Source organism: Aquamicrobium segne (assembly GCF_042656785.1).
Classification (GTDB): domain Bacteria; phylum Pseudomonadota; class Alphaproteobacteria; order Rhizobiales; family Rhizobiaceae; genus Mesorhizobium; species Mesorhizobium segne.
Genome location: NZ_JBHSLL010000001.1, coordinates 1 through 15030 on the forward strand (window position 1 = coordinate 1; position 15030 = coordinate 15030).

18 protein-coding genes are annotated in these 15030 nt (G+C 54.4%); 12 read left to right on the plus strand and 6 right to left on the minus strand.

Annotation, left to right across the window (positions count from 1 at the left end):
• Both ACFPLB_RS00005 and ACFPLB_RS00010 read right to left on the minus strand, forming a co-directional pair.
• The coding region (locus ACFPLB_RS00005) for a transposase (protein WP_378227216.1) at positions 1-252 on the minus strand (252 nt) is incomplete at its 3' end.
• A gap of 101 nt (positions 253-353) precedes the next feature.
• Positions 354-794 (minus strand): VOC family protein, encoded by a 441-nt coding sequence (locus ACFPLB_RS00010; RefSeq protein ID WP_378227218.1) that lies wholly within the window; start codon positions 792-794, stop codon positions 354-356.
• Positions 795-988: 194 nt separating this feature from the next.
• Between ACFPLB_RS00010 and ACFPLB_RS00015 the strand changes: the two genes are divergently transcribed.
• The 3 genes from ACFPLB_RS00015 to ACFPLB_RS00025 all read left to right on the plus strand — a co-directional run bounded on the left by ACFPLB_RS00015 (position 989) and on the right by ACFPLB_RS00025 (position 3007).
• Positions 989-1603, plus strand: coding sequence for a cold-shock protein (locus ACFPLB_RS00015; protein WP_378227219.1), 615 nt, complete (start codon positions 989-991; stop codon positions 1601-1603).
• Between the two features lie 93 nt (positions 1604-1696).
• Entirely contained in the window at positions 1697-2203 is a 507-nt protein-coding gene (locus ACFPLB_RS00020; protein ID WP_378227220.1) for a DUF192 domain-containing protein, read from the plus strand.
• Positions 2204-2227: 24 nt separating this feature from the next.
• Complete coding sequence (locus tag ACFPLB_RS00025) at positions 2228-3007, plus strand: alpha/beta fold hydrolase (protein ID WP_378227221.1); 780 nt, start codon at positions 2228-2230, stop codon at positions 3005-3007.
• A 118-nt stretch (positions 3008-3125) separates the two neighbouring features.
• On the opposite strand, the gene ACFPLB_RS00030 is transcribed toward ACFPLB_RS00025, so the two are convergent.
• Together ACFPLB_RS00030 and ACFPLB_RS00035 are read right to left on the minus strand one after the other, a co-directional pair.
• Positions 3126-3779, minus strand: a complete 654-nt coding sequence (locus tag ACFPLB_RS00030; RefSeq protein WP_378227222.1) for a hypothetical protein — start codon at positions 3777-3779, stop codon at positions 3126-3128.
• Complete coding sequence (locus ACFPLB_RS00035; RefSeq protein WP_378227223.1) at positions 3776-4075, minus strand: DUF3572 domain-containing protein; 300 nt, start codon at positions 4073-4075, stop codon at positions 3776-3778. The genes ACFPLB_RS00030 and ACFPLB_RS00035 overlap by 4 nt, the downstream gene beginning before the upstream one ends.
• Before the next feature lie 307 nt (positions 4076-4382).
• On the opposite strand from ACFPLB_RS00035, the gene ACFPLB_RS00040 reads away from it, so the two are divergent.
• A complete protein-coding gene (locus ACFPLB_RS00040; RefSeq protein ID WP_378227250.1) occupies positions 4383-4739 on the plus strand; it encodes a response regulator in 357 nt (118 codons plus the stop codon).
• Positions 4736-6103 carry a PleD family two-component system response regulator gene (locus ACFPLB_RS00045; RefSeq protein ID WP_378227224.1) on the plus strand — a complete coding sequence of 456 codons (1368 nt, stop codon included), beginning with the start codon at positions 4736-4738 and terminating at the stop codon, positions 6101-6103. The genes ACFPLB_RS00040 and ACFPLB_RS00045 overlap by 4 nt, the downstream gene beginning before the upstream one ends.
• A gap of 56 nt (positions 6104-6159) precedes the next feature.
• Here the strand turns inward: ACFPLB_RS00045 and rpmG are convergent, their stop codons facing one another.
• Both rpmG and ACFPLB_RS00055 read right to left on the minus strand, forming a co-directional pair.
• Positions 6160-6327 carry a 50S ribosomal protein L33 gene (gene rpmG / locus ACFPLB_RS00050; RefSeq protein WP_035033210.1) on the minus strand — a complete coding sequence of 56 codons (168 nt, stop codon included), beginning with the start codon at positions 6325-6327 and terminating at the stop codon, positions 6160-6162.
• Between the two features lie 136 nt (positions 6328-6463).
• The gene (locus tag ACFPLB_RS00055; protein WP_378227251.1) at positions 6464-8269 is read right to left on the minus strand and encodes an LTA synthase family protein; all 1806 of its coding nucleotides are present in this window, start codon (positions 8267-8269) and stop codon (positions 6464-6466) included.
• A 356-nt stretch (positions 8270-8625) separates the two neighbouring features.
• On the opposite strand from ACFPLB_RS00055, the gene fabD reads away from it, so the two are divergent.
• The 7 genes from fabD (at position 8626) to gmk (ending at position 15030) form a co-directional block, all read left to right on the plus strand.
• Positions 8626-9567 carry an ACP S-malonyltransferase gene (fabD, locus tag ACFPLB_RS00060; protein ID WP_378227225.1) on the plus strand — a complete coding sequence of 314 codons (942 nt, stop codon included), beginning with the start codon at positions 8626-8628 and terminating at the stop codon, positions 9565-9567.
• A gap of 43 nt (positions 9568-9610) precedes the next feature.
• Positions 9611-10348 (plus strand): 3-oxoacyl-[acyl-carrier-protein] reductase, encoded by a 738-nt coding sequence (gene fabG, locus ACFPLB_RS00065; RefSeq protein WP_378227226.1) that lies wholly within the window; start codon positions 9611-9613, stop codon positions 10346-10348.
• Positions 10349-10544: 196 nt separating this feature from the next.
• Complete coding sequence (locus ACFPLB_RS00070; RefSeq protein ID WP_378227227.1) at positions 10545-10781, plus strand: acyl carrier protein; 237 nt, start codon at positions 10545-10547, stop codon at positions 10779-10781.
• Positions 10782-10809: 28 nt separating this feature from the next.
• A complete protein-coding gene (gene fabF, locus ACFPLB_RS00075) occupies positions 10810-12072 on the plus strand; it encodes a beta-ketoacyl-ACP synthase II (protein ID WP_378227228.1) in 1263 nt (420 codons plus the stop codon).
• Positions 12073-12209: 137 nt separating this feature from the next.
• Positions 12210-13418, plus strand: a complete 1209-nt coding sequence (gene mltG, locus ACFPLB_RS00080) for an endolytic transglycosylase MltG (RefSeq protein ID WP_378227252.1) — start codon at positions 12210-12212, stop codon at positions 13416-13418.
• Positions 13419-13482: 64 nt separating this feature from the next.
• Positions 13483-14373 (plus strand): YicC/YloC family endoribonuclease, encoded by an 891-nt coding sequence (locus ACFPLB_RS00085; RefSeq protein ID WP_378227229.1) that lies wholly within the window; start codon positions 13483-13485, stop codon positions 14371-14373.
• 3 nt (positions 14374-14376) lie between these two features.
• Entirely contained in the window at positions 14377-15030 is a 654-nt protein-coding gene (gene gmk, locus ACFPLB_RS00090) for a guanylate kinase (RefSeq protein WP_378227230.1), read from the plus strand.

Below are 15030 nucleotides of genomic sequence, written 5' to 3' on the forward strand. Positions count from 1 at the left end.
GCGGGCCAGCGTTTCTAGCATGTCGTCCAGTACGCCCATCTCGATCCAGCGATAGTAGCGTCGCTTCACCGAGTGATAATTGCCCAGTCGCTCCGGCAGGTCGCGCCAACGCCCACCAGATCGAGCCATCCACAACAGTGCGTCGAGGAACTTGCGATTGTCGGTGCGCGGGCCGCGTTTGCCTTTGGTGCCGCCCGGCACCAAGCTCTTGATCCGTTCCCACTGGTCGTCCCGAAGTGCGTCACAGTCCATCGCCGATCTCCCAAAATCAGCGTTGAATCTGATTTGCAACCGGATGGGAATCCCAAAACCTTAAATCGTCACCACAACCTAGGGTCAGGGCGGCTTTTTTCTTACCAGCTACCGGAATTGGGCATGGAAGCCCATGGTTCGGCCTCTTCCCTGGCAGCACCTTTTTGCAACAGCTCAATGGAAATCCCGTCGGGAGATTTGATAAAGGCCATATAGCCATCGCGCGGCGGCCGGTTGATGGTTACACCCTTGTCCATAAGGTCCTGACAAGTCTGGTAAATATCATCAACCTCATAGGCCAGATGGCCGAAATTGCGTCCGCCGGGATAGGGCTCGGGATCCCAGTTATAGGTCAGTTCAAGCAAGGGGGCGCTTTCATTGCGTCCCTGATTTTCATCGTGACTGGCAGCAAGAAAAATCAGGGTAAAGCGTCCCTTTTCATTTTCGATACGCCGCACTTCCTTCATTCCCAGCTTGGTGCAGAAGAACTCAAGTGAAGCGTCAACATCGGTGATGCGGATCATGGTGTGCAGATAGCGCATTAAAAAAACTCCTGATTGGGGCTGCAACATAGGGCCGCGTGATTGAGACGGCAACTGTGATACAGGCGCATAAGGCGGATGCTGCATTCAATTGACACGTGCAAAAGGCAACTCGCCTCTTGCGCAACTGTGAAGCGGCAATGTTATCCTTCAAGTTGAAGAATCACTCATGTGCAAATGATAGGGGGCGTTCTATGGGCGAAAAGGCCTCTCTCATGGGACAGCGTTCAGGTCAAAGGGATAGATTGTCCGACAAGGAACAGCCTTTAGGCGACGAACAGGAGGAAAGCCTTGATCTGACAGAGGTGTCAGGGGCGATCAAGTGGTTTGATGTGGCCAAGGGGTATGGATTTATTCTGCCCGATGAAACACAGCTTGGCGATATTCTTTTGCATGTCACCTGTCTGCGGCGCGATGGTTTCCAAACTGCACAGGAAGGCGCACGGGTAGCCTGCCTGGTGAAACAAGGCGAGCGTGGCTTGCAGGCTTTCAAAGTGCTGTCGATGGATATGTCAACGGCTGTTCATCCTACAGAACTGCCTGCCGAGCGCACCCATGTCACGGTTGTGGCTGAAAGCGGTCTTGAGCGTGCCTTGGTCAAATGGTTCAACAGAACCAAGGGTTTCGGCTTTCTCTCGCGTGGCGAAGGCACGGAAGATATTTTTATCCATATGGAAACGCTGCGTCGCTTTGGCGTGGCGGAATTGCGGCCGGGCCAGGTGGTTCTGGTGCGTTTCGGGCGTGGGGAAAAGGGCCTGATGGCTGCTGAAATCCACCCCGATATGGGAACATTGCCTGTCTCCCATTGAAAACAATCATGACCTGGCGTTCATGGACTGTCTTGTCTGCTAGGCAGATGAGGCTCTACATCTAGCGCTGAGAACCATTGAGGCAAAATATATATGAAATCGGGCTGGCTGAAATTGGTGGCGGCGCTGGCTGCGTTTGCACTGTTTACCACTATGGCTCCGGCGCCGGGGTTTGCCGAGGCCGATCAGACTGCCACCCCGCAACCGATGCTGTTGCCGGTTGATCCTTCACCACTGGTGATTTCGACACAATCAGGACCACGCAGCTTTACGATTGAAATTGCCAAGAATGCGGCTGAGCGATCTGCCGGATTGATGTATCGGCACTCCATGCCTGATGAGCGGGGAATGCTGTTTATCTATGAAAAAACACAGGACGTGGCGTTCTGGATGAAAAATACGCCTATGCCGCTTGACCTGCTGTTTATCAGCGAAGACGGGCGCCTTGTTTCAATCCTTGCCGGGGAGCCCTATTCGCTGGCTCCGATTGCCCCGCCTGAAGCGGTCCGCTATGTGCTTGAACTGAAGGCAGGAACAGCTAAAAAAACTGGCGTGGCGGTTGGCGATCAAATCACCCATCCCCAGATAAGCGGTCGGTGACAGCAAAACAGAGTGGAAAGCAACATGCAGTTTTTTACGCATCAGGGGTTTGATCTGGCTTTTCTGGACCGGCAGCCGGTGCAGGGCAAGGGGGATCCGGTTCTGCTGATTCACGGATTTGCTTCCAGCCATTATGTGAACTGGGTGTCGCCGGGCTGGTTCAAGACCCTCAATGATGCAGGCTATCGGGTCATTGCGCTAGACAATCGCGGTCATGGGAGTTCGGCCAAGAGCTATGAAGAGGCTGATTATACACCTTCGGTGATGGCCAGGGATGCTGTCGCCCTGCTGGATCATCTGGGCATCGCCAAAGCCCATGTCATGGGATATTCGATGGGTGCGCGTATTTCGGCTTTTCTGGCGCTTTCAGATCCGCAAAAAGTTGCCACGCTGGTGTTTGGCGGGCTGGGTATTGGCATGGTTGATGGTGTTGGCGACTGGGACCCGATTGCATCCGCCTTGCTGGCCGATGATCCGGCTACCATTACCGATAGGCGCGGGCGCAGTTTTCGGACCTTTGCCGATCAGACCCGCAGTGATCGGCGGGCGCTGGCTGTCTGCATCTCCACGTCACGCCAGAACCTGACGCAAGAAGACATATCGCGCATTATCCAGCCGACATTGGTGGCGGTTGGCACCAAGGACGATATTGGCGGGGCGCCGGAAGAACTGGCGGACTTGATGCCCAATGCAACCGCTTTTGCCATTGAAGGCCGGGACCATATGCTCAGCGTTGGCGACAAGACATTCAAGCAGCGGGTGCTGGAGTTTTATGCGCAACACCCGCTGGAGCAATTCCAGTAAAAGTGTGAAGCGGTTTTGCGTCCGGAATTGCGTAAAAACAAAGGCTTAAAGCGGGTCGCGTAGATCTGAAAGATTGCGACACGCTTTAAAGCTGGTTTCCATCTTCAGGCGGCATGTTTTAAAAACCGAGCGCTTTGGCAATTTTGGGTGTGGCGTCATGCCAGTTTTCCACTTCGATAATATCGGTTGGCAAGGGCGGTAAAAATTCACGCAGGCTGTTATCCGCCATCAGGTGAAACAGGCTGGCGTCCTCGACCGCCTCGCGCGCCGAGATCAGATTTGGCGGCTGGTCATCGACAAAGGCAACCGGCCGCTTGCCGGGGCCGCGTAGCCGGGCGACAGCCGGGCCTTTTGCCATTTCAGTGGTGAGCAACGGATAGGGCAGGCCAAGCGCCTCAAGATGGGCGCGCCGGGTTTGGCGGTGCCTGTGCGGCATGGCTGTCAACAAAACAATCTCGGCGCGATCTTCAAAGCTGGCCAGTGCTTCGGGCGCGCCATCGGTGATGCTTTGCCAGTCGGCCTGGTCGGTAAAGAAATCATCGAGCAGGGCGGTAACCTCAGGCTGCTCCACCAGCCGACCCGTGGTGACCTCGGCAATATTGCCCGTCAACCGGAATGAGGCCATGGTCAGATGCAGACCCCGCTGTTTCAGAAATTGTGGAAATGGCCGGATGAATTCCAGCAAAACATCATCCACGTCCAGAATAAGCAGCGGTCTGTCGTCAGCAGACAATGTCTCGATCTGACGAAGGGTTTCGGGGTCTATACTCATATTGAACTTTCATAAAAGGTGTCGCCTGACGGCAGATGGCGCAAGCTTTGCCCAACGGCTGCGGGAGGAATGTCTGACGCTTCGCAAAAGCGGATCAGGGTGGGTTCATGCGCCAGAACAAACTGTAGAACGCCGGCCAGAAAACCGGGTTCACGGGCAGCGTGGCGAATAGAACTGGCTTCAATGCCGGTGATGGCAAGGAAACGTGGCAAAAGTTCGGGGTCGGTTGCGATGAAGCCAAGGGCTTCGATAGCCAGCGCCTGCGCCTGTTCGCGCTCTATCTTACCACTTTTCACTGCAGGCCCTTTATTGTCCATCTTCATATATGGTCGAATCATAGCCGCAGGGTATGTCAATTGTGCTATACGGCAAGTTTTGTAAGATGCCAGTCAACAGCAACTCCAATCATATGCAATTTGCGCCGACAGATTTCCGTTTCATCAATGATCTTGCGCTAGGCTGTATAAGCAAAATCTGGAGCATGATGGTGTTTCAAGACAAAATCATCGTGCTTCAGGCAGGCTGAATGGGTGGGGCTGGATCAAAGGGATCAGCCTCGTTCGGGCTGAATGGCGAGGCGGGAAGTCAATGCCGAAAAAAGTAATGATCGTCGAAGACAATGAGCTGAATATGAAGCTCTTTCGCGACCTTATCGAGGCCAGCGGATATGAGACCGTGCGCACACGCAATGGTCTGGAAGCGCTGGACCTTGCCCGCACACATAGACCCGACCTGATCCTTATGGATATTCAACTGCCGGAAGTTTCTGGTCTGGAAGTCACCAAATGGCTGAAGCAGGACGATGAGCTTCACACCATACCGGTGATTGCTGTGACCGCTTTTGCCATGAAGGGGGATGAGGAGCGCATCCGTCAAGGTGGATGTGAGGCCTATATTTCCAAGCCGATTTCTGTACCGCGCTTTATCGAGACCATAAAATCTTATCTGGGGGATGCATGACTGCGCGCATTCTCGTTGTTGATGACATTCCGGCAAATGTGCGTTTGCTTGAGGCCCGCCTTTTGGCCGAATATTTTGAAGTGGTAACGGCTTCATCAGGCGCAGAAGCTCTGGAGATTTGCGAAACAAGCAAGGTTGATGTGGTCTTGCTTGATGTCATGATGCCCCAAATGGACGGGTTTGAGGTGTGTCGCCGACTCAAACGCGACCCGGCCACCGCCCATCTGCCGGTCATCATGATTACGGCATTGGGCGAGGTGGAAGACCGCATTCGCGGGCTGGAAGCAGGTGCGGATGATTTTCTCACCAAGCCAGTCAATGATTTGCAACTCATGACCCGGGTTAAAAGTCTTGTGCGCCTGAAAATGCTCACGGATGAGTTGAGGCTTCGCACGGCCACTGCCGCCAATATCAATCTTGAAGATTTCTTGGGCCATGGTCATGTGCAGGCGCCTGCAAAAATTCTGCTGATTGATACGGATGAGACGGTTTTAAACAAGATCCGCACCAATTTGAAAGCTGGCATCGAGCCTGATCTGGTGACAGATCCGAATACGGGTTTGTTCAAAGCTGCCAAGGATGGATATGAATGTGTGATCGTCTCAGCCAGACTGCCTGATGTCGATCCGCTGCGGCTTTGTTCACAATTGCGCTCTCTGGACCGCACACGCTTCTTGCCGATCATTTTGCTTGCCGAGCAGGAAGACGACCCACAAACATTGCGTGCGCTTGAGCTTGGCGTGAATGACTTTCTGGTCCGGCCGATTGAGCCGAGCGAGTTGACAGCACGGATTGTTACGCAAATCCGCCGCAAGCGTTACAATGATTATCTGCGCGCCAGCGTTTCTCAATCGGTTGAAATGGCAATCACAGATGCGCTGACCGGGCTGCATAACCGGCGCTATCTGGACAATCATCTGCAAACGCTGTTTGAGCGCGCAGCAGCGCGCCAGCGCCCCTTGTCCATGATGATGATCGATCTTGACCGGTTCAAATCAATCAATGATGAATTCGGCCATGACGGGGGAGATGATGTGTTACGCGAATTTGCACATCGTCTGCGTCAGAATATCCGCGCCATTGATCTGATCTGCCGTTTCGGTGGCGAGGAATTTGTGGTGATCATGCCCGATACCGAAGGCCATGTGGCGGAGAAAGTGGCGGAGCGGATCAGAATGGAAACGGCTCAGACGCCATTTCTGATCGGCAGGCAAGGGTGCGAGGTCAAACTGACTACCAGCATCGGAATCTCTTCCATTTGCGGGCCTGGTGATGATGCAAAATCATTGTTGAAGCGGGCCGACATGGCGCTTTATGAAGCCAAGAAAAGCGGCCGCAACAAGGTTGTGGGCATGGCCGCGTAAAACAAAAATGCCGCCTAAAAGGCGGCATTTTAAATGTCTGAAGAAAGTAAAAAAAATTACTTGATCTTCGTTTCCTTGAATTCGACATGCTTCTTCACAACCGGATCATATTTGCGGAAGGACAGCTTGTCCGTCTTGGTGCGGCTGTTCTTGCTGGTCACATAAAAGAAACCGGTGTCGGCGGTCGAAAGAAGCTTGATCTTGATATTCGCGGCTTTTGCCATGATGCTCGTCCGTTTATTATCCTGGGGTTATGCCGCAACGATACGGGGCGGCGCCCGGAAGCGGAAACTTGGGGCGACACATACTCGTTGTGCCCGTAATGTCAAGTCTTGCGCCTGTTATTCCTTGCAGCTTTGCCTAATTTGCAGAAGCGATCCTGTCGCCCACTGTCTCTGGAAAGAAGACGGGCGCAGCATATTGCTTGCCAAACATCATGTCATATTGAAGATGATGAAAATTGCGGATCGGGGGGGCAATGTGTTTGGCCTGCGCCCAGTCTGTTGTCGCTTCCTGTGTGTCGGAAAGCAGCAGCGAGCGCTCCACGACATGATAATGCCGGTAAAGATCGCCAAGAAAGCCGGTGTAATAGGGGTGACTGATCCCGGCCAGCTTGAGCACATGCAGCGGCAGAAAGGCCGGACTGAGCGCGTCCATATCATCGGCACTGCCAGAACGGTTCGACCAGATTACCAGCGGTGTGGAGCGGTTCTGGAGCATGTTTTGTGGTGTGTCCTTGCGGGGGGCGACATTGGTTTTTAAAAAACCTGTCTCAACATAGGTTGGCCCCAGCGGCGGCAGATGGTCGCCAAAAAACGCAATGATGGTTGGCCGTTCACGCTTTTGCGCCCAGTCAATCAGGCGTTGCAATTCGTGATCCGCATCGGCTGCTCCTTGCGCATAGCTGGCCAGTGAGGCACGTGCCCGGTCGCTGATTGCGTTATGATTATGTGCCTGAACGTCAAAGGCGGCATCGCCATAGCGGTTGGCCTCGTAAGGCCCGTGATTTTGCAGGCTGACGGCAAATAAAAATAATGGATTTTTTGCAATGTCAGCGGTGCTGATGATTTCGTCGGTCATTGCCGTATCGGAAACCAGTTTCCCGCGTTTTTGCGTGTGCGCCATGGTCTTGTCAAAGCGAAACTCGTCAAAGCCGAGCGCTTTATAGGCGTTGTTGCGGTTCCAGAACCAGTCCGTGCCGGGGTGAAGGGCCAGCGTCTGATAGCCTTGCGAGCCCAGAAATGACGCCAGGGACGGAAGTGGTTTTCTGATATATTGCTGATAGGGAATGCTGCCTGCAGGCAAAAAAGCATTGGAAAAGCCGGTCAGCGCTTCAAACTCGACATTTGCAGTCATGCCACCGAATTCAGGCGAAAACACTTCACCCGATTGCAATCTTCGTGTGGAAGAAATCGGATCAGGGGTGATGGTGATCCCCGGCAGCTTGCCCGCATCCCAAAATGATTCGCTCATCACCATGATGATGTCGGGATAATCATCGGGCAGGGCTGTGTTTACTTCCGGCCTTGCGATGGATTCGATTGCTTTGGCTGAATAGCCGTTTGGTGCGGAAACATGGGCCATCGGCACATTGAGCGCAAAGGCCAGCGTAAAGCCATTTGAGGCGTAGTTTTCCTTTTGATCCCACATCATCGGAATAATTTGAAGCCGGTCGCGGGTCCAGGAAAATGTCCCGTAATCCATGAGTGAGGCAAAGAAGGCCAGCATTGGCAGGACAAGGATCAGGCGGATGATGCGCCCTTTATAGCCTATGCGCGGCACATGAAGGCGAATGAAGCGCCAAATATAAAACAGGGCTGCCATTGCCAGAACCGGCGCTATTGCCAGAGCCATGCCAGCCCATGGGCGCTCGCCGATGAGAAGCGGCAGAAGTTCAAAAATCTGGCGGGCAAAAAGAATATCGGTCGGAAACAGCGGGTCGCCGAGATAAAGCGATTTTTGGTAGCCAATAAAGGCAAGGGCCAGCGTTACAGGGGCAACAATCAGCATCCCCAGCCAGTTGCGCCCGGCAATCGCATCAAGCCCGTATAACACCAGTGCAAACACTAAAATTGTCGTCCAGCCGGGCTTGTTGGTCTGCATGAAAAAGGCAACCGTACTGCCAAGGTCTCCACGAAAAACCCATTCAATGGCAAAGACCAGCATGGCTGAGGCCAGCACTGTCAGGCCCGCATGGCGCAAGGCGGCGTCAAATGTCTGACGCTTATTCACACAAGCGGTTTCAATGTCTTGCAAGGATTGATTGCCCAAACTGGTTTTGCTGTTGCCCAAATTTACTTCCCCTTTGCGTGGTCACCTGTCACGCAACTGTCATAAATATGTCATGTAGAGTATGGGGTGGGATGAAATTAGGGAAAAGGCGCGAAACAATGATGTTGCGCTTTAACGATTTGTGATCTTTGTCTAAATCGCTGTAATAAGGTCGTAGCTGTCAGGCGGGCTTGACTTGGCTGACCACAATGCGCGACACGCAAGGCGAAAGTTCAAGATCGGGGCCGATTATGACCATCGCATTCACCTTTCCGGGGCAGGGCAGTCAATCTGCGGGCATGGGCAAAGACCTGGCGCAAGCCTTTCCACAGGCGCGTCAGGTGTTTGAGGAAGTCGATGAGGCGCTGGGCGAAAAGCTTTCCACGCTGATTTTTGAAGGGCCAGACGACAAACTGATATTGACGGCCAATGCGCAACCGGCGCTGATGGCGGTCTCGCTGGCTGCGATGCGCGCCCTGGAATCGCGCGGGTTTTTACTGAAAGACAAGGTGGCCTATGTGGCCGGTCATTCGCTGGGCGAATATTCGGCGCTGGCAGCGGCAGGTTTTGTGTCTGTCGGGGATGCTGCACGGCTGTTGCGCATTCGCGGCAATGCCATGCAGGCGGCCGTGGCGCCCGGTGAAGGCGCAATGGCGGCCATTATCGGGCTGGCGCAACAGGATGTCGAATCGGCCTGTCTGGAAGCCGTGCAAGGCGAAGAAGTCTGCCAGATCGCCAATGATAATGGCGGCGGCCAGCTTGTTATTTCAGGCAGCAAGGCAGCAATTGAGCGCGCCGCTGCATTGTGTACGGAAAAAGGGGCAAAACGCGCCTTGATGTTGCAGGTCTCGGCCCCTTTTCATAGCGCGCTGATGGCTCCGGCGGCTGAAATCATGCGTGAGGCGCTGGCGGATGTGCAGCGCCATGTTCCCTCTGTTCCTGTCGTGTCAAACGTCTCGGTGGAGCCGACGAGCGATCCTGATCTGATTGCGCAGCGTCTGGTTGAACAGGTGACGGGTCAGGTGCGCTGGCGCGAGACTGTCGAATGGTTTGGGGCCAACGGCATCACCTCATTGTATGAAATTGGCGCTGGAAAGGTGCTTTGCGGGCTTGCACGGCGTATAAATCGCGATATCGCTGTCAGTTCCATTGGAACACCAGCCGATGTGGATGCAGCGCTTGCCGCTTTGTAAATAGGGTTGGACAGGCTGTTGGGCAGCGTCGAAGGAGACATGAATGTTTGATCTGACGGGTCGCAAGGCATTGGTCACGGGGGCTACCGGCGGCATTGGCGAGGCGATTGCCCGCCTTTTGCACAAGCAGGGCGCTGTGGTTGGCCTGCACGGTACGCGCGTTGAAAAACTGGAGACGCTGGCGACAGAACTGGGTGACAGGGTCAAACTGTTTCCGGCCAATCTGGGCGATGCAGCCGAGGTCAAGGCGCTTGGCCAGAAAGCCGAATCCGAGCTGGAAGGCGTGGATATTTTAATCAACAATGCCGGGATCACCCGCGACGGATTGTTTGTGCGCATGAGCGATGCAGACTGGGATGAGGTTATCAACGTCAATCTGTCGGCTGTTTTCCGGCTGACCCGCGAATTGACACATCCGATGATGCGCCGTCGCCATGGCCGCATCATCAATATCAGTTCGGTTGTGGGCGTTACCGGCAATCCAGGACAAGCCAATTATTGTGCTTCAAAGGCGGGTCTTATCGGCTTTTCCAAGTCTCTGGCGCAGGAAATCGCCACCCGCAATATTACGGTCAATTGCGTTGCCCCCGGCTTTATCGAATCAGCAATGACCGATAAGCTCAATGACAAGCAAAAGGATGCCATCATGTCGGCCATTCCGGCCCGGCGCATGGGGACGGGCGATGAAATTGCGGCTGCTGTTGTCTATCTTGCTTCGGATGAGGCATCCTATATTACAGGCCAGACCATTCATGTGAATGGTGGCATGGCGATGATCTGAAGGGGGAACTCCTGAGGACAGCAGGCTTTTTGCCTTGGATATGGGCGCAACATCATGTAATGCGACCCCCAATCTTATGAGATTTGTCGAAGATCCTGTATTTTGCAGCGTTTCCGACAGGACTATCTTTTCAACTTGATTAGCGGCACAACGACCGCTAACGAAGACCAAGCAAACTGAAGACGAGGATGCCCAAATGAGTGACACCGCAGAGCGCGTTAAGAAGATCGTTATCGAGCATCTCGGCGTCGACGCCGACAAGGTGACCGAGCAGGCCAGCTTTATCGACGATCTGGGCGCTGACAGCCTCGACACGGTCGAACTCGTGATGGCCTTTGAAGAAGAGTTCAGCGTGGAAATTCCTGACGACGCTGCCGAGACAATTCTGACTGTCGGCGATGCCGTCAAGTTCATCGACAAGGCCTCTGCCTGATCTTTCAGGCGGATACTGATTTTTAGACATGCGGCGCGTTGTCGTTACAGGTCTTGGCCTGCTTTCACCCTTCGGTATGGGTTACGAGCATGGATGGAAACAGCTTCTGTCCGGTCGTAGTGCAGCGCGCCGTGTGACTGAATTTGAAGTGGACGATCTTGCGTCAAAGATTGCCCACATCATTCCCCGTGGCGACGGAACCAACGGAAGCTTTAATCCGGAATCGGTTCTTGAAACCAAGGAATTGCGCAAGATCGGCGATTTCATCCTTTACGGGATTGCTGCTGCCGATGAGGCGCTTGAAGATTCAGGTTATATGCCAAAAACAGAAGACGAGCGTTGCGCCACGGGCGTGATGATCGGCTCTGGTATTGGTGGTGTTGATGGCATTGCTGAAAATGCCCTCCTGTTAAACGAGCGCGGACCGCGCCGTATCAGTCCCTTTTTCATTCCCGGCCAGATCATCAATCTGATTTCCGGCCAGGTCTCCATCCGTTATGGCCTTAAAGGTCCAAATCATGCTGTTGCAACCGCATGTTCAACCGGCGCGCACGCTATTGGTGATGCGGCAAGGCTGATCATGCTGGGGGATGCCGATGTGATGCTGGCAGGTGGTGCAGAAGCCCCGATAACGCGGCTTTCGCTTGCTGGTTTTGCTGCCTGCCGTGCGCTTTCAACCACACGCAACGACACGCCTGAAAAGGCCTCGCGCCCTTATGATCGCGATCGCGATGGTTTCGTCATGGGGGAAGGGGCTGGCGTTATCGTCTTGGAAGAGCTGGAACATGCCAAAGCACGTGGCGCCCATATTTATGCAGAAATCACCGGCTATGGCCTGACGGGTGACGCCTATCACATTACAGCCCCCACCGAGGATGGTGATGGTGCGCTTCGCTGCATGAAAGCGGCACTCAAGCGTGCCAATCTTGCGCCCGCTGACATTGACTATATCAATGCACACGGTACCTCGACCATGGCTGATACGATTGAGCTTGGCGCGGTCGAGCGTCTGCTCGGGGAGGCTGCATCAAAAGTTTCCATGTCCTCCACAAAGTCATCGATCGGCCATCTGCTGGGCGCGGCAGGAGCTGCGGAAGCCATTTTTTCTGTTCTTGCCATTCGCGACAATATCGCACCGGCAACGATCAATCTGGATAATCCTGAACGCGAAACACCTATTGATCTGGTGCCCAACACGCCGCGTAAACGCCAGATCGATGTGGCGCTGTCCAACTCTTTCGGCTTTGGCGGCACCAACGCTTCATTGATTTTCCAGCGTTTTAATGGCTGATGAGCGGTTAGGAGATTTCTTGTTTTCGTGAAAACAGGAAATGCTCCAGGCACCCAGCACTGTCGAATATCGCGAATTTTGCCATATTCGCTCCTACTGTGTCGGAGAGGAATCATATGACTTCAGACCGGGGCGCTATGAACACCACTTCCGAAAACAACGAATTTGGCCAGGATGCCAGACCACAGGGCGGGCCGATCGTTCCAAAAACCGCAAATGAAGCCTTGCGGCCGGAAAAAGGTACGCCGCCTCCAGCCAGACGCTCACGCAAATCCCGTAGCCAGATCATTGTTTTTCTCAATTTCATGATCTCGCTTGTGCTGATGGTGATGATTGGCGCCGGGCTTGCTGTTTATTTTGGCAAAAAGACCTTTATTGAGGCCGGTCCTTCTGCTGCTGGCGATACATTCCTCGTCAAACCCAATACGGGAGTGGCACAGATTGCCGAGCAGCTTGAGCGCCGCGGGCTGATCAGCGATGCCCGCATCTTCCGGTTGGGGGTGCGCGCCTATAAGAATGATCAGGCGCTCAAGGCCGGTGAATATGAAATCAAGCCTCATGCCTCGATGCGTGACATTATGGACCTGCTTAAAAGCGGCAAGTCAGTTACCTATGCAGTGACGATCCCCGAAGGGCTGACCGTTCATCAGGCTTTTCAGCGCATCGCCAGCCATGAGGCGCTGGAAGGGGAGATGCCTGCGGAATTGCCGCCGGAGGGCAGCATTGCAACAGATACGCTGCGCTTTACCCGCGGCGCGACCCGCCAGCAGATGATTGCCAAGCTCACGGCTGCCCAGAAAGCGCTTGTTGAAGAAATCTGGAAGCGGCGCGTCTCAGATCTGCCTCTGGCTGATGAAAACGAGTTTGTGACACTTGCCTCGATCGTTGAGAAGGAAACATCACGCGGCGATGAGCGTTCACGCATTGCCGGTGTGTTTTTGAACCGGCTGCGCAAGGGAATGCGCCTGCAATCGGACCCGACCATCATTTATGGCCTGTTCGGCGGCGAGGGCAAGCCAGCCGATCGCCCGATCTATCAGTCGGATATTGAAAAGGCGACGCCCTACAACACCTATACAATCAATGGCCTGCCGCCGGGGCCGATTGCAAATCCGGGCCGGGCAGCCCTTGAGGCGGTTGCCAATCCTTCGCGTACGGAAGACCTGTATTTCGTGGCTGACGGCACGGGCGGACACGCCTTTGCAACGACGCTGAAGGAGCATAATGAAAATGTCGCCCGCTATCGGGCATGGCAGCGCAAACAGGCGGCAGAAGCTGCAAAGGCAGAAAAAGAGCCTGCTGTGGCCGCGCCAGAAGCTGCGCCAGAAACGCCTTCAGATCCATAGACTGGCCAGGTCAGCCCGGACACTCAAAAACTGTTTTCCAGATCGGGCTGAGAAAGAAAATGACATGAAGCTGCAAAGCATGACCGGATTTTCGCGCGCGGCAGTTGACCATGACGGTTATGCCATTGCGTGGGAGCTCAAATCGGTAAATGGCAAAACATCCGAGGTCAGGCTGCGCTTGCCGCCAGGCTTTGAAAGACTGGAGCCATCGATTCGTCCCTTGATCCAGAAGCGTTTTACGCGGGGCAGCTTTCAGGCAAATCTGACCATTTCCCGCCCGGCCGGGACCACGCCTCAACCGGTGGTCAATGAAGCCTTTTTGAAGGATATTGCCGGGCTTGCCATGCGCCTTCAGGAGCAGTTTGGCATTGCAGCCCCCAGCGCCGATGGCCTGCTGGCACTGCGTGGGGTGCTGGAAACGCCTGAAACGATCGACACACCACAGACCCGTGCAGACCTTGATGCGGTGATCGGGCAGGTGCTTGAAGAGGCGCTTGCCGGGCTTGAACAGGCCCGCCAGGCAGAAGGGCAGGCGCTTCAGATGCTGTTGATCGGGCATATTGAGCGTATCGAGGCGTTGACGTTACAGGCTGAGGCAGATCCCTCACGTGAGATTGCAGCCATTCGCGCACGTCTTGCCGAACAGGTCAGACTGTTGCTCGATACGACACAGGAACTTGATGAGGCCCGCCTTTATCAGGAAGCTGCTTTTCTTGCGACAAAAGCCGATATCCGGGAAGAAATTGACCGTTTGAAAACCCATGTGGCTTCAGCTCGCAGCCTGTTGGCAACTGGCGGAGCAACGGGGCGCAAGCTCGATTTTCTTGCGCAGGAATTCAATCGCGAATCAAACACCTTATGCTCAAAATCGAATGCTGCCGCAATAACTGCCATCGGGCTTGAACTGAAGGCTGCGGTCGATCAGTTTCGCGAGCAGGTTCAAAATCTGGAGTAGCAGATGCCGTCAAAAAAAGCCGGTTTTCCCATTCGCCGCCGCGGGCTGATGCTTGCTTTGTCCTCACCGTCAGGTGCCGGAAAATCGACCATTGCGCGCAATCTTTTAGAAAGTGACAATCAGTTTGAAATGTCGGTCAGCGTGACGACGCGCCCGCGTCGTGGCAGCGAGATCGACGGGCGGCATTATCATTTCCATTCCCTGCGCGAGTTTGAAATGCTGCGCGACAATGATGAATTGCTGGAATGGGCAGAAGTGCATGGCAATTATTATGCCACGCCGCGTGGACCTGCCGAGCGCGCCATGGCCGAAGGGCGCGACATGCTGTTTGATATTGACTGGCAGGGTGCGCAGCAATTGCGTGAGAAAATGCGTGGTGACATTGTCTCCATCTTTATCCTGCCGCCCTCCATGGCAGAGTTGAAGGAGCGCCTGAAGCGCCGTGCCGAGGATCAGGAAGCCGTTATTGAAACCCGGCTGAATAATGCGCGTGACGAGATCGAGCATTGGACGGAATATGATTTTGTGGTCGTCAATGATGACCTTGACCGGGTGTTTTCGCAAGTGGTGTCGATCGTTACAGCCGAGCGCCTGCGCCGTGATCGGCGACCGGGATTGTTTGATTTTGTATCAGAACTTTTGAATGAACCGGTCTGA